The sequence below is a fragment of the Marinomonas hwangdonensis genome, assembly GCF_003721245.1.
GTDB classification, from domain to species: domain Bacteria; phylum Pseudomonadota; class Gammaproteobacteria; order Pseudomonadales; family Marinomonadaceae; genus Marinomonas; species Marinomonas hwangdonensis.
In genome coordinates, this window is sequence record NZ_RIZG01000002.1 from 536,572 (window position 1) to 558,778 (window position 22,207).

The 22,207-nt window shown below is 42.6% G+C and carries 23 protein-coding genes; 4 read left to right on the plus strand and 19 right to left on the minus strand.

Translation table 11 applies throughout. From position 1 onward, the window contains the following. Positions 1 to 39: 39 nt before the first annotated feature. The 16 genes from EBI00_RS05495 to EBI00_RS05570 all read right to left on the minus strand — a co-directional run bounded on the left by EBI00_RS05495 (position 40) and on the right by EBI00_RS05570 (position 17,721). Positions 40 to 924, minus strand: a complete 885-nt coding sequence (locus EBI00_RS05495) for a flagellin N-terminal helical domain-containing protein (RefSeq protein ID WP_123094899.1) — start codon at positions 922 to 924, stop codon at positions 40 to 42. A 630-nt stretch (positions 925 to 1,554) separates the two neighbouring features. After that, positions 1,555 to 2,439 (minus strand): flagellin N-terminal helical domain-containing protein, encoded by an 885-nt coding sequence (locus EBI00_RS05500; RefSeq protein WP_123094900.1) that lies wholly within the window; start codon positions 2,437 to 2,439, stop codon positions 1,555 to 1,557. 281 nt (positions 2,440 to 2,720) lie between these two features. Beyond that, complete coding sequence (locus EBI00_RS05505; RefSeq protein WP_123094901.1) at positions 2,721 to 4,271, minus strand: HD-GYP domain-containing protein; 1,551 nt, start codon at positions 4,269 to 4,271, stop codon at positions 2,721 to 2,723. 20 nt (positions 4,272 to 4,291) lie between these two features. After that, positions 4,292 to 5,611 carry a flagellar hook-associated protein FlgL gene (gene flgL, locus EBI00_RS05510; protein ID WP_123094902.1) on the minus strand — a complete coding sequence of 440 codons (1,320 nt, stop codon included), beginning with the start codon at positions 5,609 to 5,611 and terminating at the stop codon, positions 4,292 to 4,294. Between the two features lie 4 nt (positions 5,612 to 5,615). Beyond that, positions 5,616 to 7,592: a flagellar hook-associated protein FlgK gene (gene flgK, locus EBI00_RS05515; protein ID WP_123094903.1), complete on the minus strand. Its 1,977-nt coding sequence runs from the start codon at positions 7,590 to 7,592 to the stop codon at positions 5,616 to 5,618. A gap of 108 nt (positions 7,593 to 7,700) precedes the next feature. Continuing rightward, on the minus strand, positions 7,701 to 8,687 hold the full coding sequence (flgJ, locus tag EBI00_RS05520) for a flagellar assembly peptidoglycan hydrolase FlgJ (protein ID WP_123094904.1): 987 nt from the start codon (positions 8,685 to 8,687) through the stop codon (positions 7,701 to 7,703). An 8-nt stretch (positions 8,688 to 8,695) separates the two neighbouring features. Next, positions 8,696 to 9,775 carry a flagellar basal body P-ring protein FlgI gene (locus tag EBI00_RS05525; RefSeq protein ID WP_123094905.1) on the minus strand — a complete coding sequence of 360 codons (1,080 nt, stop codon included), beginning with the start codon at positions 9,773 to 9,775 and terminating at the stop codon, positions 8,696 to 8,698. Positions 9,776 to 9,828: 53 nt separating this feature from the next. Then, on the minus strand, positions 9,829 to 10,683 hold the full coding sequence (locus EBI00_RS05530) for a flagellar basal body L-ring protein FlgH (protein WP_123094906.1): 855 nt from the start codon (positions 10,681 to 10,683) through the stop codon (positions 9,829 to 9,831). 23 nt (positions 10,684 to 10,706) lie between these two features. Beyond that, positions 10,707 to 11,492: a flagellar basal-body rod protein FlgG gene (flgG, locus tag EBI00_RS05535; protein WP_123094907.1), complete on the minus strand. Its 786-nt coding sequence runs from the start codon at positions 11,490 to 11,492 to the stop codon at positions 10,707 to 10,709. 43 nt (positions 11,493 to 11,535) lie between these two features. Further along, positions 11,536 to 12,279, minus strand: coding sequence for a flagellar basal-body rod protein FlgF (flgF, locus tag EBI00_RS05540; protein WP_123094908.1), 744 nt, complete (start codon positions 12,277 to 12,279; stop codon positions 11,536 to 11,538). Between the two features lie 150 nt (positions 12,280 to 12,429). Then, on the minus strand, positions 12,430 to 14,127 hold the full coding sequence (locus EBI00_RS05545; protein ID WP_123094909.1) for a flagellar hook-basal body complex protein: 1,698 nt from the start codon (positions 14,125 to 14,127) through the stop codon (positions 12,430 to 12,432). Between the two features lie 12 nt (positions 14,128 to 14,139). After that, positions 14,140 to 14,844, minus strand: a complete 705-nt coding sequence (locus EBI00_RS05550; RefSeq protein WP_123094910.1) for a flagellar hook assembly protein FlgD — start codon at positions 14,842 to 14,844, stop codon at positions 14,140 to 14,142. A gap of 10 nt (positions 14,845 to 14,854) precedes the next feature. After that, positions 14,855 to 15,304 carry a flagellar basal body rod protein FlgC gene (gene flgC, locus EBI00_RS05555; RefSeq protein WP_123094911.1) on the minus strand — a complete coding sequence of 150 codons (450 nt, stop codon included), beginning with the start codon at positions 15,302 to 15,304 and terminating at the stop codon, positions 14,855 to 14,857. Positions 15,305 to 15,309: 5 nt separating this feature from the next. After that, positions 15,310 to 15,702: a flagellar basal body rod protein FlgB gene (flgB, locus tag EBI00_RS05560; RefSeq protein WP_123094912.1), complete on the minus strand. Its 393-nt coding sequence runs from the start codon at positions 15,700 to 15,702 to the stop codon at positions 15,310 to 15,312. A gap of 200 nt (positions 15,703 to 15,902) precedes the next feature. After that, the gene (locus EBI00_RS05565) at positions 15,903 to 16,739 is read right to left on the minus strand and encodes a CheR family methyltransferase (protein WP_123094913.1); all 837 of its coding nucleotides are present in this window, start codon (positions 16,737 to 16,739) and stop codon (positions 15,903 to 15,905) included. 49 nt (positions 16,740 to 16,788) lie between these two features. Continuing rightward, positions 16,789 to 17,721, minus strand: coding sequence for a chemotaxis protein CheV (locus tag EBI00_RS05570; RefSeq protein ID WP_123094914.1), 933 nt, complete (start codon positions 17,719 to 17,721; stop codon positions 16,789 to 16,791). A gap of 141 nt (positions 17,722 to 17,862) precedes the next feature. Here EBI00_RS05570 and flgA point away from each other — a divergent pair, with 141 nt between their 5' ends. The 4 genes from flgA to EBI00_RS05590 all read left to right on the plus strand — a co-directional run bounded on the left by flgA (position 17,863) and on the right by EBI00_RS05590 (position 20,014). Next, positions 17,863 to 18,555 (plus strand): flagellar basal body P-ring formation chaperone FlgA, encoded by a 693-nt coding sequence (gene flgA, locus EBI00_RS05575; protein ID WP_123094915.1) that lies wholly within the window; start codon positions 17,863 to 17,865, stop codon positions 18,553 to 18,555. A 112-nt stretch (positions 18,556 to 18,667) separates the two neighbouring features. Beyond that, positions 18,668 to 18,982, plus strand: a complete 315-nt coding sequence (gene flgM, locus EBI00_RS05580) for a flagellar biosynthesis anti-sigma factor FlgM (protein ID WP_123094916.1) — start codon at positions 18,668 to 18,670, stop codon at positions 18,980 to 18,982. Between the two features lie 42 nt (positions 18,983 to 19,024). Beyond that, positions 19,025 to 19,504, plus strand: coding sequence for a flagella synthesis protein FlgN (locus tag EBI00_RS05585; RefSeq protein WP_123094917.1), 480 nt, complete (start codon positions 19,025 to 19,027; stop codon positions 19,502 to 19,504). 51 nt (positions 19,505 to 19,555) lie between these two features. Beyond that, positions 19,556 to 20,014, plus strand: coding sequence for a DTW domain-containing protein (locus tag EBI00_RS05590; protein WP_123094918.1), 459 nt, complete (start codon positions 19,556 to 19,558; stop codon positions 20,012 to 20,014). Here the strand turns inward: EBI00_RS05590 and EBI00_RS05595 are convergent. From EBI00_RS05595 to EBI00_RS05605, 3 genes are all read right to left on the minus strand, one after another. Further along, positions 20,004 to 20,711, minus strand: coding sequence for a fumarylacetoacetate hydrolase family protein (locus EBI00_RS05595; RefSeq protein WP_123094919.1), 708 nt, complete (start codon positions 20,709 to 20,711; stop codon positions 20,004 to 20,006). The genes EBI00_RS05590 and EBI00_RS05595 overlap by 11 nt on opposite strands. A gap of 31 nt (positions 20,712 to 20,742) precedes the next feature. Then, positions 20,743 to 21,285, minus strand: coding sequence for a DUF2058 domain-containing protein (locus tag EBI00_RS05600; protein WP_123094920.1), 543 nt, complete (start codon positions 21,283 to 21,285; stop codon positions 20,743 to 20,745). Positions 21,286 to 21,411: 126 nt separating this feature from the next. Beyond that, entirely contained in the window at positions 21,412 to 21,621 is a 210-nt protein-coding gene (locus tag EBI00_RS05605) for a cold-shock protein (protein ID WP_012071288.1), read from the minus strand. Between the last annotated feature and the right edge of the window lie 586 nt (positions 21,622 to 22,207).

The window sequence follows — 22,207 nt, forward strand, 5'->3', positions numbered from 1 at the left end:
GGGGCCAGATTACCCCAGCTTTATACTATCTCTCATTGCTTAGCCCAACAATGACAAGGCTGTTTGTGGACGTTGATTTGCCTGTGCCAAAATCGACGAACTTGCCTGCTGAAGAATTTGTGAACTCGTAAGTTGCGCTGTTTCTTCCGCGAAGTCAGCATCACGAACTCGAGAACGGGCCGCTGATACGTTTTCAGCGATATTGCTCAAGTTATTGATGGTTGAACCAAAACGGTTTTGTACCGCACCTAACTCCGCACGCTTAGAGTCAACCGCTGCAATCATAGTATCAACAACGTTAATCATACTTTGCGCGTTCGCAACAGTTGAAATAGATGCTGTTGTCAAACTAACCTGCGCCGTAGAGGCACCCGCTGACAGACCAGACATAGTGAAGCCACCATTGGCACCGTAGTCGATAGAGTTGTTCACACCACCTGAAGACATGCTGAAACTGATTGTTTGGTTCGAATCAGCACCTACTTGATAGATACCGTTGTAAGTACCATCTAGTAAGTTCTCACCACCAAACGTGGTCGTTTCAGCAATACGGTTAATTTCTGTCGATAGCTGTGAAATCTCTTGCTGAAGCGCTACACGGTCTTTATCAGAGTTTGAACCGTTTGCTGATTGGATGGACAAGGTACGCATACGCTGAAGCATACTGGTTGTTTCGTCCAATGCACCTTCTGCAGTTTGTGCTAGAGAGATACCATCGTTGGCGTTACGAACAGACTGGTTCAAACCATTAACCTGAGAAGTCAAACGGTTAGAGATCATTAAGCCTGCAGCATCGTCTGATGCACTGTTGATACGCTTACCAGAGGACAAACGCTCAAAAGAGGTATCTAGCGCATTAGATGAGTTCATCATCTGGCGTTGCGCATTTAAAGATGAAGTATTCGTATTTACGTAAAGAGCCATTATAGCCTCCTAGGTTTTATTTACCCCTGCAAAAAAAGCAGTTCGTATAAGGATTTCGGCTTGATGGATAAAAGCTTTAACGCTTTTCGGTAAATTTTTACCTAAGACAGGCAAATAACAACCCCAAAAAGGCCGAAAAATGCCGCAAGCAATTGTTTTTAAAAGGAATAAAATATTTGCAATATATTTGAAGATTTTGGCTATGTACGCCCATTTTTAACTCTGGATTCAGTCAAAGTATGGGAAAACCGCTATTAAGACTCAAAAATGCCTCACATGACCTTGGCAAGACAAGAGTCGCAACAAAATACAAAAGCGACACCATACCCAAGATGTCACGATAAGGGGGCACCAAAACTGACACACAGAACTTTTGAGCCGCAATAGGTAAAAGCACACCTCAAAAACGGCAAAAAATTACCTTACCCGTCATAGGGAAGGCACAACAAATTTTGTGTAAAAAAAAGCCAGATGAAAGTTCACCCGGCTGAAAAGGCACCTCTAGGAGAGAGAAGTAGCCCGTATTCCGAGAAAGCTCCCGAATACTTTTTTCAAGCGACTGAAACAGTCGCTTGAAATTGTGTGCATTTTCTATTTTATCTTGAGACTAACCCTCATAGGGCTAACTAGTTAGCCCCCAAGAAGAGACAAAGCCGTTTGTGGACGCTGATTCGCTTGAGCTAAAATAGTGCTACTTGCTTGCTGCAGAATTTGAGCACTGGTCATTTTCGCCGTTTCTTCTGCAAAGTCTGCATCGCGAACTCGGGAACGAGCCGCAGAAACGTTTTCCGATATATTGCTTAAGTTAGTGATTGTCGAACTAAAACGGTTTTGTACCGCACCGAGCTCAGCTCGCTTTGAATCCACTGCAGAGATCATGGTATCAATGATGCCGATCATACTCTGCGCATTGACAACACTCGATACCGATGCCGTTGACACACCAACTTGAGCAGAAGCTTGGTTAGACAAACCTGACATCGTGAAGCCACTGTTTGTTAAATAATCGATAGAGTTATTCGTACCACCAGATTGCATAGTAAAACTGATGGTTTGGTTAGCGTCTGCACCCACTTGAAATATACCTTGATAAGTACCGTCAAGTAGATTCTCACCACCAAATGTTGTGGTTGCCGCAACACGGTTAATTTCTTCTGAAAGCTGAGCTACTTCCTGTTGTATTGCTACCCTGTCTTTATCAGAGTTAGATCCGTTTGCAGCCTGAATAGAGAGTGTTCTCATCCGTTGCAGCATGCTGGTCGTTTCGTCAAGAGCACCCTCTGCCGTTTGAGCAAGAGAAATACCGTCATTAGCGTTTCGAACCGCTTGATTCAAACCGTTTATCTGCGACGTTAAACGGTCGGATATTTGAAGACCAGCCGCATCGTCTGCCGCACTGTTAATTCGTTGACCGGAAGATAGACGCTGGAAGGAAACATCTAAGTCAGCGCCTGAATTGTTTAACATACGCTGGGCATTTAAAGAGGACACATTGGTATTAACATATAAAGACATTTTTTTCTCTCCTAAAACATTTTTCTGATGAGACAACCTTTTGATTTAATTAGTTATTTGGCTTTCGTCTCTTATAAAGGTTATCGTCACCTTGGCGGGTATCTTTAGTAATATTTTGATTTAATTTTATCTTTTTTATTTTGTTACATGCCCGCTTTTTTGACATAACTCTGTATCGATCTCAAAGCGGAGAACTTTAAAAAAAAACCAAAATATTAAAAAACCTAGAAGCAGAGGCAGGAGTAAATGAAGAGTGAATAACTATAGAAGAAGAGAAAAAACTAGGAAATGTGATTAATAAACTGCAAACCTAATGTTTGCGGGTCAATGTCTTTTTCAATACGAACTTCTGTGCCTACGCTTGCAGGACGATTTAACTCAATATCTGATGTTTCAACAAAGGCTTTGTTGGTCAAGCTGTAAACCTGACGCACCAAGGATGGCTGGAATGACTTATTTAACGTCAAAACAAACCCTACTCGACCGTTTGATAATAAAACGCATGAACCAACAGGAATACGACCAATGCTATTTAGAAACACAGACAGCAATTTTCTATCAAAAGCCAAACCAGACTCTTTTTGCATTTTTTGCGAGGCTTTTATTGGCCCCATTGAGGGCTTATGGGCTTGCTCTGACGTCATAGCATCGTAAGCGTCAACGATAGCGGCGATTTTTCCATAGACAGAGATCTCGTCTCCTTGCTTACCAGCAGGGTATCCTGATCCATCCAGTTTCTCATGATGATCCATTAGCATTTGATAGGCCGCTTTCGGAATATCATCGCATTTTTTAAACATTTGTTCGCCGAACTGAATGTGTTTACGAAACAGATCAAACTCGCTGTCCGTCATCTTTGTGGTTTTAGCCACCATGGCCTGCGGCAATCGGGCACGCCCTAGGTCAAAAAGCAGGGCGCCCAAACAAATGACTTCTATGTAGGCATTTGATAACTTTAAAGCCTTGGCAAAATGAATACCCAACACAGCCATGCCAATGGCATGCTGTTCGAGATAAATCGATGCGTCTTTCATGTGGCGAATCGCCATCAGAGAAAAGTTATTTCGTGTGTGTGATTCTATTAACTTAAGACAGAATTTTTTCAACTCCATCATCTCAAGCGGCTCTCCCCGCTTAGATCTTTCAATTTGAGACGAGAGCAATTCAAGGCCATCATTAAATAACCTCATCGCTGTCGCCGCCTCTTTGTCAAATGACGTCGGCATTAGACGAGTCTCTTTTTCGACTTTTTGTGCCAACACAGCTTTCTCAGCTTTTCGTTCCACCTGCTCGGACAACGCTGTTTCTTGGGTTTCCAACGAACTGCCATCATTACTGTCGCCGTCTAACTTCGACTTGTAGCTTAAAATATAGTCTCTAGTGTGATCATTAAGTTCTTGTCGAAAGTGACGAAATAAACTTTGACCGCGCGTATGCTTACTGCGTAGTTCCTTGGTGTTTAAATCGGGGGTTAACTTTTTCAAACTGCGAACAGATCGCCCATGCGCGACAGACAAACATAAGATAAGAAAGCGTTCTTCGGCATCGTATAATCTTTCTCGACGGCTGTTGAGCAGTTTACCGTCCGTAAAATAAGGATCATATGGAAGGAATTCGGAATCCAACGTTGGGCGTAACAAATCAAAAGCTACTTGGCGCATCGCAATAGAGACAATTTTTTCCTTGCGCCCATGCATTTTGATGAGACTTTGAACCCGTTTACTTTTGATAATCTCGTCTTTAATTTCGAAAATACCAAGTATCTCTTCGATATCAAAATAGCCAACGTTTATATCAGCGCCAAAGCAGGATTCAATTTTAAATGTGGACATGTGAGTTCCAAATTCCGGTATTACATTTTATCAAAGAGTGACAGGTTACTCATGCGGGTAAATACTTTTTGAGACGCATTGAGTGCGGTCTCTTTCATAGAGAGTTCAGAAGCCGCGGACGCAATATCTAGCCCACCAATACGGTCTTTTGCGATGGTATTCGACAACTGATTGGACGAACTAAAGTCTTCTCTGCTGCTCAAGGTGTTCAATCTAGAACCCACTGAAGAACGCCCTTCACTGATGCTTCTTTGTGTATTATGAATACTGACGGTCACATCTTGAAAAGCAGCGCGCCGCTCTTCTTTGGTGGAAGATTTATCACCCAAAACAGCAAGTGTGTCTTTTATCTCATTCAATACATTGTCACGCTTTGGTTTATCAAGCGAAAAACCGACCTCCGCACCCGGTGCGCCGTCTAAGGTAAACGACATACCCGCAAACTCAATAGGCTTGCCCGCTACGTATGATCCAGAGGAAACTTCTTCACCTGAACTATTGGTAATCTTAAACATCCCAGGCGTACCCTCAAAACCACGACGCCTCTCTTGGTCTTCTTTGGTATTGGACCCTGTTAGTAACGTATCAACAATGTCCGCTACATTCACATCTGTATCTTGCTGTGTGAGCGGAAGGGTTGTTAATCGGTACACATTGTCTGCGGGATTGACCGGATCATAATTGTCCGCCATGAACTGATTAAACTTTTCTTGGTTAGATACCTTCCCTGTCAAAGACACATCGCCTAAGAATAGTTCTGATGTAAAACCTTTGTTTGTCCAAACATCTTGAAATAGACGCTTCCCTGAATCCGATACTGCAACCTTCACATCTTCAGAAATTTGTGCAAATTTTTGACCTTCATTACCAGCCCACTGGTAACGCCCTTCACCATTCAATACAAACGGTGGCTTATGGGTGTCTGTACCAGCAAAAATATAATTACCATCGGCGCTTCTGGAGTTCATTAGTTCTGCCATTGAGTTTGCTATCATGGCAACTTCCTGACCAATAGCATCCAGATCTTCTTGGGAGTTAATGTCGTTTTGCGCTTGAATAAACAGCGTACGAATATCATCCAAAGAATCGTTCAAACTCTCTAGAGCCACTTCTTGATATTCAAGATTGTTCTTGGCCATTTTGATCGATTCATCGTATTGCTTTAAGCGATTATTATTATCTTGATGCATCAGTATTTGACTTGCACCGACAGGATTATCGCTCGGTTTTACTATGTCAGTCTGAGCCAGCAATTTTTCTTGTGCGTTAAGCATTTTTTCATTAGCTTGGCTAATCGACCTACTGGACTGACTATAGATTAAATTTTCTGTCACTCGCATAAACTTACCTCGTGATTCCAAGTAAGGTGTCAAACGTAGTACGAGCTGCGGAAATCACCTGCGCAGACGCAGAATAAGATTGCTGATATCTCATTAAATTAACGGCTTCTTCATCTAAACTGACCGCTGACAAACGATCGCGACGATTAATGCTGTCATTCATCACGACCTCACTTGCCTCAGCATGCCCTGAGACCTCCGCTGTTTTACTGCCAATATGCGATACGAGACCAGAAAACGCTTTTGACACGCTGGCTTTCCCTTCTACCAAGGATTGATTTTGTAATCCCATCAAAGCGATACCATTAAAGTTATCTGATGGCCCCATCACCTCTGTACTGATGGAAAAAGAATCCCCTCTTTGTGGAACGGAAGAAACTGAAACATCAAAGCCCGCTTCCCTAGCTAAACCAGCTTGTTCAAGCAAGTTGCTGTATTCCACCACATTGTTGATATTGGCAAGCTCTGAACCAAATCTATCTCTTACCACATAGGAATTAGGTGAAGTGAAGTAAATCTCGTGGGGAGCATTAGGGTATAACTCACCATTACTTGCAAAGGCTGACGTCTCTGGTCGTGTATTACTAACAGATGACAGACTTATCTTAGCATCAGATAGGTTATCCGAGTTGGTTACCACACCAACAGGAGCACTCAGGGCGATTGCATCACCATTTTTAGCCTGCATAGCCAAATTCGCTGACGCGCCTTGAGTTGGGGTAAAACGAAAGACATCATTATTGTCAATCAAGGCCATATCGGCGACACGAATATCCAACCCAAGCTCTTCAATTTTATAGTAGCCTTGAGCGTCAGGTGTCATGTTTGTAGGATCAAATAGCAATGACTGGCCTGATGACTGGCCGCTGGCATCATACCTTTTAAGGACGAGTTGACTGTCGCTTATTTTAGCGAGCTCAAAGGTCTCTTTGGTGATTTTTGCAGCCTCTCCAGCCGACACTTTAACGGAAATGTTATCCAATTTATGGGCATTATCTTGCGTTGAATGAATGCTTATATCGCCCATCGCAAACAGTTCTCCCCCCATGCGACCGTTCGCATCCAGTCCTTTTCCATTTTGCATGTTCATAGCATCCGCAATGGCAATGGCATTTTGGCCCAACGTTCTGTCAGCCAAGGCACTGAACTCAGAACGAAAATCCATTAGACCGCCGACACTGCCGCCCAAGGCGGAAGATTTCAAACCCACTCTGTGAGTTCCAAAATCCACTTCTAAGCTAGGTGTGCTTGGATCCAGAGGATTGGTGACCATTTTTAATTCGGTCGGCTTCTGGTCCATTAAGAGTGGCTGTCCATTTGTCAGCTGAACCGTCATTAGACCGTTTTTATCAAACTGGGCTTTTATGTCTAAATACTCAGACAGCTCTTTTGCTAAAAGCTCTTGTTGATCACGAAGTTCATTTGCTGGCGAGGTAGACAAGCTTTCTTCGCGTAATATCTTCCCATTCAAATCAGACATTTTGGCTGTAATGCTGTTGATATCAACCAATGAAGTTGAGATCTGATCATCAGCGAGATCCTCTTGTCTGGTAACTAAATTAGACAGAGAGTTGTATTGCTCTACTAGGTTATTCAAGCTGGAATGAGCAAGTTGTCTTAGAGATGACGAGGTTGGGTCATTGTTGGCATTTTGTAGCGCCGTAAAAGCACTATCAAGATAACCGGAAAGTGACACACTCTCTTCTGAAAAGAGCTCATCAGACATAGACATCATGGAACGGTAAGTGTCGTAGTAATTAAACTCAGAGGTATCGGATCGGATCTGACTGCTAACAAACTGATCGACTAATCGGCCAGTATCACGCAGTACAACACCGCCCGCTGGAGAACTGACGACATCCGTTCTCTGACGACTATAGCCCTCTGTATTCACATTGGTCGTATTGTGCCCTGTGGTATTGATTCGGGCATTACTAGACTGCAGTCCAGATAAACCAATTGAATATAAATTTGAGCTCATAGCCCATACCCCTAGTACGTTATTGAGGAATTCTCACTGTCTTGTTGTGCTTTATCGGCTGGTGTTGCAAAAACTTTACCAAGACAGCGACTTGTAGGTAGTTAAACGCTACAAGCGCTGAAACCATTTACTGGAAAGGATGTTGTCGATTTTGTTGGCGTAATTCGGATCAGTTGCATACCCACCTCTTTGCAAAGAAGCGGCAAACATTGACGCATCATTACCTGACTGAAGGGCATCTTTGTACCGCTCACTGGAAGATAAAAACTGAGCATAATCGTCGAAACTTTGAGCAAACGAATCGTAAGCTCGAAAGGCAGCTTTCTCACGCTTTGCAACGCCATCACGAAATTCTAGTGTATTGACTACCGCTCTTTCCCCATCCCAGCGATTATCGGCTTTAATACCGAATAAGTTAAAGCTGGCAGAGCCGTCCTCTTTGGCAATCGGGTATTTTCCCCAGCCCGTTTCCAAAGCCGCTTGAGCAAGCACCGCCTTAGGATTTACTCCCAACTTTTCACCTGCCTGTTGTGCATGGGGCCAAAGCCGATCAACAAATTCATCAGGTGATGCAAAAACAACGGACAATGCCGAAGGTGCTGTGGTCTTTTCCACATTAGACAAACCCGAAGCGGCCTGCGCTCTTTCTTGCTGAACCGATTGCATAAAATCAGCTGACGCTCTTTTTACTAATGCCTGAATATTCGCCAAGTCTTGTTTCGCCACTTGATTTAAAAAGTCGGTGTCACCGGCTTCTTTCGTTTCAGGTGAACTCATTCGACCGCTCTGTTGCGTTTGGTATTGACGAATAAGCGCGTCTGATAAACCAATCCCACCTGATTGAGCCAAACCTTGGGACATTTGTGAGTCCATCATTTCTTGATACTGCTTTGTTTGAGCACTGGAAAACAGTCCGCCACCGATTGCGTCATTTGTGCTGCGCATATTTTTCAACAGCATATTGATAAAGATTGACTCAAATTGCTTAGCCACGTCTTTTAACGCGCTATCAGGGTCTTTTTGAGCTTTATTTTTCAGCGCAGTCAGCGTAGAAAAATCCGCAAAAAAATCTTGCTTAGGTGGTACTGAATTCATTTTTTTCCCTATATCACCACGAGATCTGCGTTGATAGCACCAGCCTGTTTTAGGCTTTCAAGAATCGCCATCACATCACCTGGCGCTGCGCCGACTTGATTGACGGCTCGCACGATATCATTTAACGAGGCACCTGGATCAAAGACAAACATGCGACCACTGTTGTTGGCAATTTCCATACCTTCACGAGGAGAAATAATCGTTTCGCCCCCTGTTACTGTCCCATCGTCCGCAACCACTGGCGCCGTTTCTCTAATGGTAACGCTAAGGCTACCATGAGTGATGGCGGCTGGCGATACGGTGACGTGTTGTCCAATAATAATGGTTCCCGTTCTGGAGTTCACAACAATTCGAGCACGCTCTTCTGCTACATCCACTTCCAGATTTTCTAAGATGGATATAAAAGTGACTCGCTGACTAGGATCCCTGGGCGCTGACACACGGATGGAAGTGGCATCAAGCGTCGTCGCAACACCTGGACCTAATAGATTATTGATTTTATCAGATACCGCTTTTGCCGTTGTAAAATCTGGACGGTTCAAGTTAAACGTTAAAGTATCACCGGTGTTGAAGCTACTAGGGACAATACGTTCAACACTAGCCCCATTAGGAATACGCCCTACGGTTGGTACGTTTACCGAATTTCGGGAGCCGTCAGTGCCCATACCACCAACGATTAAATTACCTTGTGCTATCGCATAAACGGCTCCATCAGCCCCTTTTAATGTAGATAACAATAGAGTTCCACCACGTAAAGCACTGGCATTACCAATAGAAGACGCTGTGACATCAATTTTTTGACCAGGCTTGGAAAAAGCTGGCAATGTGGCCGTTAAAGATACCGCAGCAACATTCTTTGATGTTGCATTTACACCTTCAGGTAAGGTAACACCAAAGCGAGACAACATACTCGAGAAACTTTGATTGGTAAAAGGCGTACTGTCCCCCGTACCATTTAGCCCTATTACAAGGCCGTAACCAAATAATTGGTTTTCACGAACCCCCTCAACACTAGCAATATCTTTCAGTCGCTCAGCATGAGCAGAAAAAGACAACAGGCATAAAATAATTAGCGCTACGTGTTTCATTATATCACTCCAATGGAAAAGCATTGCTCACTCCATATAGTTGGTCAGTTAAGTTAGTACGGCATTGTGTTAGAGTTCAGTAAACGACTTACCCACCCTTGCTCACTACCCGCCGCCACATCACCCGTACCTGAATAAATAATCCTCGCATCGGCAACACGTTCCGACTCCACCGTGTTATTAGGCGAGATATCTTGTTTACGTACTAATCCAGAAAAACGAATGTATTCGTCACCTTGGTTCAAACGAAGCCATTTTTCCCCTCTAACCGCCAACACACCATTAGAAAATGCCTTAAAGACAGTCACTGTGATAGTACCGTTTAAACTGTTGTTCTGATTCGCTGATGCGTTACCAGAAAAATCTGTTCCTTGCTGGGGTAAAGTGGTATCCATTCTCAACTCTTCACCTAACACGGTTGGGTTCTCGATGGTTGCCGTGGCGGATTTCGACACATTCGCCGCATTGGCTTTTGTCGAAGTGGTGGATTCGTTTAAGTTAATGGTTAATATATCCCCCACTTTACTGGCTTTTTGATCGCCAAAAAATACATCTCCCATTCCAGTTTGATAAATACCTCCTGTAGGCGCCTGAGAAGGTGCCATATCATTAGGGTATACAGGGGCGTAATAGGGGTCATCTGAACGGATAGATTGTTTAAATTCCGGTCCATTTAATGGGTCGTTAGGATCTGGAACAAAACCTTTACGAGGCGGATCTTCAGGCTCCTCTTCAACAACTGCTTCTTCCGCTGGCTCTTCGTCACCGGCAAGTTCATCAATCACAGCATCAGTGATGGCTGCCGCAGCGCCTGCCGCAGCCGCATTTGCAACCGCTTGCTCGTTCACATCCCATGACAAACAGCCTGTTAAACCAATACTAAGCAAGAAGAAAAAAGGCAATCTCATTTTCGTTGTTATCCGCAGTTTATTTATAGTTGTTGTATGGCAAAACTCATCATACCGTCTGCTGACGAAATGACTTTAGAATTCATCTCATACGCTCGCTGGGTAGTGATCATATTCACCAATTCTTCAATCGAGTTTACGTTAGAAGCTTCTAACATATTCTGAGCTATGGTGCCTAATGAATCCGTTCCCGGTACTCCAACAATTGGCGGACCACTTGCGTTTGTTTCGGTAAAAAGGTTCTGACCTGCAGCATTTAAACCTGTTGGGTTAACAAAGCCTGCAATGTTAAATGCTCCTACTTGTTGTGCATCTGCGGCACCATTGCGTCGAACAGAAACCACACCATCCTCTGCAATCATTATTTCAATGGCATCTTGATCTATTTGGATACCTGGAACCACGACCAAACCACCTGAGGTAACAAGTTGACCTTGGTTATTAAGCTGCAAACTACCGTCACGAGTATAAGCAATGGTTCCGTCAGGTTGGAGAACCTGTAAAAAACCTTTCCCTTGAATCGCGATATCCAGCTGTCTATCCGTCATATTATAATCACCGTTGGAAAAGTCTTTTTGTGTTGCTCCAACTTTCACACCCGTACCTAGCTGCAACCCTGAAGGCAGTTCCGCATTTTGTGCACTTAAGCCACCTGGTGCACGTATAGATTTGTACATAAGATCTTCAAAAACTGCCCTGTCTTTTTTAAAAGCCGTTGTAGACACGTTTGCCAGGTTGTTGGCGACCACATTTAATTGCTTATCCATTGCGCTTAAACCGGTTTTACTAACCCATAATGCTGAATTCATACTTGCCTCTTTTGATTTTCACTATTCTGTTTTAATGAGTAAATTAAGCCGAACGTTGCAATATTCGTGCTGATGAGTCTGCATTGTCACGAATCGTGTCCATCATTTTGACGTTCATCTCAAAACGTCGTGACAAGTTCATAATATGGGTCATCTCTTCGACTGCATTGACATTACTGCCTTCAATGAAACCGCTAATCAGTTTGACATTCGGATCAACGTCGAATTGCTGGCCATCTCGTGCGTGAATGAGACCATCCTCTTCTTTGCGCAAGTTCTGTCGATCTGGATTCACCAGTTTAATCTGGTTCAATACAGCCACCTCGTTATCCGCTCCACCTTGCGGAACGATAGACACAGAGCCATCAGCGGTAATATTGATGATGCTTGCTGGAGGCAAAAAAATCGGACCACCTACACCTGCAATCGGCAATCCTCCTCCTGTTACAAGTTGACCAGCGGCATTAATTTGCAAATCACCGGCGCGGGTATATGCTTCCTGACCGCTGCTGTCATATACCGCGATGAAACCGTCTCCAGCAATGGCAACGTCTAAGTTTCTGCCTGTTTGTATCATGTCACCCTGAGTATATCGGGTGGCTGGATTTTCAGTCATGCCGTATACTCGGCTAGGAAAATGATCCCCATTCACTTGCATAGAACGTGCTTGTTCAAAGTCAGAACGAAAGCCTGTGGTACTCACATTAGCGAGATTATTAGCGTGAATGGTCTGCGCATGCATGGTTTGAACACCACCACTCATTGCCAAATATAAAGCCTTATCCACTGCCTTACTCCTAATAAATTAATGTCTATGACAGGTATGCCTTCAAGATTCGTACCAACTTAGAAAATACTGTAGAAAACAAAAAAAGACCAAAGTACGCTGGTTACTTTGGTCTTTTTTGTGACTCTAAAAAAAGTGTAATTTAGAGAATTAACGCAAGTTAATGATTGTCTGCGTTACGGTATTCTCTGTCTCTAATGTCTTACTGTTGGCCTGATAGTTGCGCTGAGCCTCAATCAAAGAAACAAGTTCAGCGGTTAAATCCACATTGGATTCTTCTAACGCCCCGCCTGCAATTTTACCTAGAGTCCCAGAGTTTGGTCGACCAACATTCGCTGGACCAGAACCTTCACTTGCCACCCAAGCGGTTTTACCTGTCGGCATTAAACCGTCTGTGCTGTCAAATGTAGCCAAACCTATCTGGCCAAGTATTGCCGTTTGCTGATTAGTATAGCTGGCAATCAAGAAGCCATCACTGTCAAACGAGACCCCTTGTAATTCACCAGAAGAAAAGCCATCTTGTTCAAATGTATCAGTATTTGCTATGGCGTACTGAGTAGAACCACCAATATCCAATTCTGTAATGCTACCTCTATTAGTCGGGTCAATACCTCGCACCTCTAAAGGAACGGGTTGAGCGGTACCAAGAGGTGGGATACCCCGATAGGTCCCCAAAAGATTCCCTGCCGGATCAAAACTTACGGAGGTATTTCTTTCTAAATAGCGAACGTCATCACCGGTAAAAGGATCCACAAAGCTCTCTTCACCATCTAAGGTGACACGAAGTTCATAGGTATTCTCTTCGCCTTGTTTAATAAAGTAGTAGCCCACAGTATGTGGTTCACCTAAAGAATCGTAGGTTGTCCTAGTGTTACCATAAGAATAGGTGTCTGGATCAAGCGGATCAAACGCTTCTCGACCTACGATACTGGTATCACGCATCTCTTCTGGTGCTAGTGCAGAGGTTATAGCAACACCATTCAACGTCCCGTTTACCGCCAAAGGTGTTTTCACAGCTGTTTCTATGTCAATTGGGTTGGGCGGTGTAGCACCAACATATAATAGCTCGAATGGCTGCTCTTCTATACCGTCACCATTATAGTCTACCCCCCCCTCCGCATTATTGAAGGTCGCATAGGTGTCGCCTAAAAAAGGCAGACCATCATCACCGGTTGTTTTTCCATCAACGGTGGCATGGATCTTATAGGTATTAGGCTGCTCCCCCTTGGCATAGTAATAAGTCACTATGTGTGACTGACCGTTTGCGTCAACAACACCCTGTGTTTGCGTAAAATTATAGGTGTCTGGGTTATTAGGATCGAATTCAGCGGTGATGAAGGGAGGCACATCCTGATTTCTAGAATCTAAGTTAACTTTTAAACTCATTTCTGAGGTTGGCTCAGGCGGAATACGGTCTGTCGGAATTTTAAGGTCATCTAGGTTCCCACCGACAACACCATCAACCGCATTAAAGCCCTGGACATTGTTTCCGTTATTCGTTACCAAAAAGCCATCTTCGTCTAACTTAAAATTGCCCGCCCGCGTATAGGCATCTGACATACCACCATCAATGATAAAAAAACCACTGCCATCGATAGCAAGATCGAGGTTGTTGTCAGTATAAGATAAAGTGCCGGCCGAGAACTCTTGTGAAACAGCACTCACACTGACACCCGAGCCAATACTGTTGCCGCTACCAGCACCAAGCACACTGGTGTTATACAAGTCATCAAACTCCACACGAGATTTCTTGAAACCTGTTGTGTCGGCGTTCGCAATGTTGTTACCTGTCACACTCAAATAATCGGCAGAAGCTTTGATGCCGGACAGTGCAGTATTGAATCCCATAATATGCTCCAGTTACCCTATTATTTCTAATTCACTTGTAAGTTTGATCTTGCCGTGGTTTTCCACATTCAAAACCGTGCCGTTTTCACCGTTAATTGTAACCCCCTGAATACGAGTAGGGAGCTGCATACTAAGCGCAGAGACCTCACCCTTGTCGTTCACAGAAGTAGCGGCAAAACGGTATTCACCAGGTGGCAATATATTTCCATCGTCACCTGTTTTGTCCCATTTAAAATCACCTGATGTTAAATTTGCCGTACGAACAAGCTGATTATTTTCGTTAAATATCTTCAAGGTCGTTGATTGAGCACTTTCAGGAATAACGGTTCTAAGCTGAACAGACTCCATCTTATCCGTTACTTTGGCTTGGCTGCCATCCATCAAGATAGACTTTCCAACTAGTGTGGAAGCACTAAGCGCTTGATTAGAGGTTAGTGACGTCGCCATATTTTCAAGCTGATCCGAAATCCCCGTTAACCGCTCTAAGGAACTAAACTGTGACATTTGTGCCACCATGTCGTTTGTGTCCTGAGGGGCCGTAGGGTCCTGCCCCTTAAGCTGCTCAATATAAAGCTTTAAAAACACATTTTGGTCAGCAAGGGCAGCGTCTTCTTTTTTTACGTCCGCTTTTTCGATGCCTGCTTTCGACTTTGCCGCATCAGTCCCATATTGCGAAATCAGACCGTTTAGCCCATTCATGTCAGATATATTTGCCATTATTCAGCTCCTATGACTGCCCTAATGTCAGCATTTTTTGCATCATACTTTTTGCTGAGTTCATAATTTCCACATTGGTCTGAAATGATCGAGAAGCGGACATCATGTCCGCCATCTCTTCCATTGGATTCACATTAGGGTAAAAAACGTAGCCCTCATCATTTGCCATTGGATGATCAGGTTCATATCTTGGCTGAAGTGGCGCATCGGACTCAACAATCCCGTCCACTTTGACCCCAATACCAGCACCACTCCGGTCTAAATTAGCGTTACCCCAGCCATACTCTTTCATATTGTCATTCATCAATTGTGAGAAGACAGGTTTGCGAGCACGATAAGTTTGGTCAACAGAGCTTGCAACACTGTCGACGTTGGCCATATTGCTAGCAATGGTGTTTAAACGAATCGTTTGAGCACTCATTGCAGAACCAGAAATAGTAAAGATATTAGTTAAAGACATTATGATTAATTCCCAGTAAGTGCTTTTTTCATACCACTGATTTTTCTATCCAAAAACATAAAACTTGTGTCAAATTGCAGCGAATTTTGCGCGTATTCGGCCTGCTCTCGCTGCATGTCAACCGTGTTCCCATCTAATGAGGGCTGGCTAGGCGTTCTGTACATGGTACCTTCTGGCTCGCCATGTAAGCTTGACCCTGACATATGTTTCGCATTGGTACTTCTAAGGTGAAGTTTGCTGCTTTCATTACTCAGCAACGCATCAAAAGAAAGATCTTTTGCCTTGTAGTTAGGTGTATCTGCATTGGCAATGTTATTCGCAAGCACGGCTGCTCTAGCCGTTCTAAACTCCAGAGCCTTGTCATGTCCTGCAAACGCCCCTGCAAAAGATATCGCCATTTGACCCTCACCAAAACTTTAAAATTCAACTTGATTGACATTAAGCAATTATAATGCCATAAAATAAAAACCAATTATTTCAATCACTTATGAAGTATTTAAGCCAATACGGCAAAAAGCGGCAAGGCATTTAAGACAAAAAAAAGCCCTACCTAAATTGCATCAGGTAGAGCTAAATTCTAAATACTATTGACGTTGGGTTATCGTGCTTTGGCTTTGTACACAATACCTGGGTGACATTGCACTATTTCAAAATATTCGGATAATCCACTCAACGCTTCAGACCCCCCCAGAAATAAGTAGCCTCCAGGTTTAAGGGAAGCGTGCAAACGCTTCAAAATGTCCAATTTCAGATCAACCGTAAAGTAAATCAGCACGTTTCGACAAAAGACCACATCAAATTTACCAAGCATTGAAAAAGATTCAATCAAATTTAAGTATTTGAACTCCACTCTTGAACTTAGGTTTGACTTAATCTTCCAAGTTGACTCATTCACTTTATCAAAATATCGACGCTGGAGGTCTGCTCCGAGGCCGCGCGCGATCGCCAGACTGTCATATTCACCTTGCTTAGCGTGTTGTAAAATATTCGTACAAATATCCGTAGCGACTATTTTTTCCCCCGCTTTTAGAACACCAGGTCGTGACGATTTAAACTCTTCAATCACCATGCTGATAGAATAAGGCTCTTGCCCCGTAGAGGAAGCGGCTGACCAGATACGTAACGGTGAGGACGTCATCTCTGGCAGAATTTTGTCTTTTAATATAGCAAACGGATGAGTATCCCTGAACCAAAGAGTCTCATTAGTTGTCATGGCATTAATGACTTCTTCTTTCAATTTAGAACTGCCGTACCGTTCAAGCACGTCTACCAACTGCTCTATTTTTGAAAAGTTTTCTCTTTCTAAAATTTTCCCAAGCCGACTAGCGACTAAATACTGCTTGTTCTCACTCAACGAGATACCACACGCTTTTTGCAAGTAATCTCTAAACCTTATGTACCCATTGGGTGTTATCGCATTTGTGCTGCTGAGCATTGAAACTCCATATTAAACAGATTCAGTAAAGTAAACAGTCTTAAAAGGACTATTCTTCTGACTGAGCCTGTACTGTCTGTATTGCTAAACTGGCTAATTCATCAGGCTGAAATTTTGCAAGGAAACCATCTGCCCCCACTTTTTTCACCATTGATTCGTTAAACACACCACTAAGTGAAGTGTGAAGAAGAATAAAAAGATCCTGCAAGCGACTATCATTGCGAATTGACGTGGTCAGTGTGTATCCATCCATCTCAGGCATCTCGATATCCGATATCACCATTGAAAACTCTTTCGTCACATCTTTACCTTCTGCCACAAGATTTTGAAGGAACGTCAGTGCTTCTCTACCATCACACAAAACGGTGGTTGCAAAACCAACTTGTTCCATACAACGTTTGATCTGCTTACGAGCAACAGAAGAATCGTCAACAATCAATATATGATGTTTACGAGCATTTTCCGTTACTCCCGCGTTGATGATACCTTCAGATATATCTTGGCGGGTCGGGGCTACCTCGGATAATATTTGCTCAACATCAATAATTTCGACCATTTCTTTATCAACTTGGCAAACAGCAGTCAGATAGTTGTCGTTTGACAGCCCTTTAGGAGGCGGTTGAATATCGCTCCAGTTCATATTGACTATGCGCTCAACACCTCGAACTAAGAATCCTTGAATCCTTCTATTGTATTCAGTGATAATTACGAAGCATTGGCTGATATTTTCCATTGGGCTGGCGCCGGTAGCTAAGCCCAAATCAAGTATGGGTATAGTGCCACCCCTAATGTGAGCAACGCCTCTAACAACGGGCGAGCTGTGAGGCATTGTGGTGAGCTTAGGGCACTGAAGTACCTCTTTCACTTTAAAGACGTTAATGCCGTATATTTGCTTGCCATTTAGACGAAACAGTAGCAACTCTAGTCGATTCTCACCCACCAGTTGTGTGCGTTGGTTAACGGTATCCAAAACTCCGGCCATAAACGCCTCCAAAATGTGTAAACATTGAACTGAGATATTAGCTCAGAATTGTTAAAGTACATCGTCCAATGATAAAGTGATTTTTGATAATTTACTAACTATCTTATTTACACTGTAAATAATAAATGAAGAGAGACAATCATGCGAACAACAAGGCTAAGCTTCGCCTTCATTTGTTTCCAATCAAACTTACTACTGGCATCGCCAATCGAAGAGCAAATCAACGACTTCATTACGAAGGTTGAAATCCCTCGCCTGACACAAATATACCCCGAAGCGGCCATTAATATCACACTAAATAATTTAGCAGCCCTAAATTATCTTCCTGAATGTGAAAGCCAAGAGGTACAGATCAATAATCAAAGACCAGAGGCAACGCGACGCACAAATTATGAAATTAAATGCGACTCTCCGTCATGGAAATCCTATATTCCTGTCACTCAAACCATTACGATTGAGGCTATAAAGACCACGGTCCCCATCAACAGGGGACAAAAGATAGATCAATCCAATACAGGACTAGCCAAAGTTGACATCTCTACGTTACGCGGCCAAGTGTTTGGTAAAAAAAATCCACCTTATGGTCTTGTCGCTTCACGTAATTTACGTATTAACACCTTTATTACCGACATGAATACCGACATGCCGACTTTAGTTGCAAAAGGTGATGCTGTCCTTATCACTGCAAGCAGTGGAAACATAGAAGTAAAAATGAATGGCGTTGCACTGGAAAACGGCACTAAAGGACAACAAATACGTGTCAAGAATTCCAGCTCTAATCGAATTATATATGCTAAAGTTGTAACTGACAGTGAGGTTCTTGTAAACTACTAGTTACGACCTGAATGGATGCATACCATTCCTTTTAACTAGACTTTTTATTAAAGTTTGGGAAAACTCAGCCGATACAAGTGCAATAGCAATTAATTTAAGGGCGGAAAACCCAATGGCAATACAATTTACAGGTCTATCTGGTCAAAGCCCAGTCAACAAAAGTGAACGTTCGCTTAAAGATGACGCATTGAACAGTACAGCTGACAAAACGAATGTTAAACAGAATTCGAATACTATGGCTGAAGATACTGTCAAACTTAGTGGTGCGGCACAGATATTGCAAAATCAACAAGCTAAAATGAACAGTCTTCCTGACATCGATATGGACAAAGTAGAGCAAATAAAAAATGCTATTGCTTCTGGGGAGTATAAAATAGACACACAAAAGCTGGCTAGTAACATGGCTTCCATGGATTCACTATTCTAAGCAAAGCAGTAATATTTTTACTGCTTTCCATTGGTCTTTTCTATGTTACCCGTCACCCCAGTTTTTATTAAAAGTAAAGAAACACTACAACAATTAAGCTTGTTACTTGATAGGGAGAGGCTTGCCTATGGTGAGCAAAATAGTAAGCTTATTATTGACCTATCAAATGAAAAACAATCTCTTTTGGATGAGATGAATACGCTTAACGAGAAAAGAATCAATATTCTCATTAAATTTGACATCGTTAACAGGAAAAAACCTACCGAGAAAGAGTTTAAAGACTGGCTAAGCAAACAAGATAGCTCATTCGATGACTTACGGCTTCTTATAGTTGAATGCGAAGCTCTTCTCAATCTCTGCAAAAACAAAAACAATACTAACGCTCGCATTTTGCTTACACTTCAAAAACGTAATAAACATCTTTTTGAGCTTCTACAAGGGCATAACGAAAAGAATAAGGTTTACACAGCGAGAGGCTCCACTAAACCAATCAGCAGCAAACACACCTTAGGTAGAGCGTAACCGATACAACCCAATCAATCCGAATCTTTTACTACTGCAAAGCACCCCATTATGAAAATTTGGCTACTTACCCATAGCGAAGAGCTGAAAAAAGCATCAGGAACAGGGACCATCGTAAAAAAAGTGCTTGGCGAGCAGTGCGAAGTCATTGTGTGGCAGAGAAAAGCACCCCACGCCTCCATACTAAACTTGTCTCCGGCTGATACTATCTTGGTATATCAACACTCGAACGATTGCCCAACCGTGACAACGGAAACATTACACACTATTAACAACGCTATCATTCTTGACGGAACTTGGCAGCAAGCACAAAAAATGTATAACCGCTCTCCTTACCTGAGCCAGTTTGCACACTACGAAGTCACCCACCTAAAATCAGCTTATAAGAAACGCCGCAATCAAATAGAGAATGGTCTGTGTACGGCTGAAATGGTCATTCACTTACTAAATAAGACCGACAATCCCGTCAGCTCAACTCTATTGCACGAATTTCACGTCTTCAATCAGTAACACTGACCTCAATAGCGCCAAGGCCGTCCACCCAAGCAAGCATATTGCCCCCAACATTTACAGCGCCAACATTCTCGGGAGTGCCTGTCATAATGACATCCCCCGCTCGTAGCTCAAAGCTCTGAGACAATTGTGCAATAATGTCTTCAACGGACCAGGTAAGATTGGATGTGCGACTAATCTGCATTGTTCGACCATTTAACTTTAAACCTATTTCAGCATTGGCCATATCAATCGCTAGATCATCATTTTTTAAAACAATCGGACTAATAGGCGCTGACTGGTCAAATGATTTACCTACTTCCCAAGGCCGCCCCTTCTTCTTTGCTTCCGTCTGCAGATCTCTGCGTGTCATATCTAAGCCAACAGCATAACCTAATACCGCGTCGCAGGCCTGAGTCCTAGAAAGGTTAAAGCCACCTTTACCAAGTACCACCACAAGCTCTACCTCATATTCAAATTGCGAAGTACACGTGGGGTAAGATATAAAGGTTTGCCTCTCAAAAGACGCAGGAACAACACATGAAGCACTTTTTAAAAAAAAGAACGGCGGATCTCTGTCTGGATCGTCACCCATTTCTTTGGCATGCTCGGCATAATTGCGCCCCACGCAAAAAACACGACCTACCGGAAAAAATAAGTCACTATTATTTATAGACAGTAAAACATTTTCCTGCTTCGGCACAATAAGCTTCACTAACTCAACTCCCAATTAAACAATCGTAATGCTACCACATCAAATCATCTGGTATTTTAAAGTCAGCGTAGGGATCTTCTTCAACACTTTCGACGCGATTATTGCAAACGAGTATATAGGTTGAGTCTCTTTCACTGATTTTGACAGCAACAGGCTCAGGTACTAACTCATACTGCTGGTCGAGCTTAGCAATCGCAAGACGTCCGTAGCTTAAGTCGTTATGCAATGTTTGACTGATATACAGTTTTTTTACTATTTTATTATCTGTAAAGTGATAAGCAATATCGCCATCTTGTTTACGAACTTTATTTTGTTCAATCATTTGACGTATTTGACTATGAACCGCTTTCTGCTCACTAATTTTTTGTCGCTCCAAATTAAGAGCGCGATCCTTCTCTGTCTTTTCTGCTCTTTGACGTTTTAGGGTTTCTTGGCGCTCACTTTCATCAGATGGAACAGCCTTGCCTTTTTTGATTTTTTGCTTCTGCTGTAGGGATTCCGCTTTTAATTTCTTAACTTTTTTCTTATCAACGAGTCCAACACCCAACAATTGCTCTTGTAATGATTTAGCCATAGAAAGTCGCCTTACTTTTTCATTCAATTCTACACATGACACACATAAGGTACAAAAACAAAAAAAGCGACTTAAAAGTCGCTTTTTAGCATTCGCACTGCTGAGAGTATCCTCAGCAACGTTACATTATAGAGGTGTAACGTTTTGAGCTTCAGGGCCTTTTTTGCCTTGAGCTACTTGGAATTCAACTTTTTGGCCTTCAGCCAAAGTTTTGAAACCAGAAGTGTTGATTGCAGAAAAATGAACAAAAACATCAGGACCTTGATCCTGTGTAATGAAACCGAAACCTTTAGTTTCGTTGAAAAATTTTACTGTACCAGTTACTACGTCAGACATGTCTGTATTCCTGTAGGTTAAGTTAATTTATACGAAGATGAAAGTCACCAACGATATAGTGCTAAAAAAACTCGGTATTACTTATGACTTAACAGGAGCGAACATACTTAACGTAGTATTCGTAACTCTGGACATAAATATTGCCAACTCTTTTAAACGAGATTCATTGTAGTCTTCTTTTGTCATTGAGGTCAATCCAGTTTTGCAAAAAATGTAATAAATCTTTTAACAAAAAGACCAATAAAGCAGAAATATTCTCTAACATATTGTTTTTACTACATAATATAAATAATATAAGGCTAGAAAATTTTAAATTAAAACGTAGCGTTACTAGATCATACTTTATATTCTACCTCTATTTTCAAGCGCAAGGCATTCATATAAGTCATTTCGGCAGTCTCATCGAAGCATTATGCTGGGCTACTGACAAGTTAATCTACATAGACCATCTACGTGAAACAGAGTTAACTGATCTACCCTCTCATTGCTATTGTATGTATTTGATCATTAATCTAAGCAGATGTTCAGAGGTCGCTCAAACAACACCCGCCGCTCTTGCCTGCGAAACAGGCGCAAGCGCATCGGC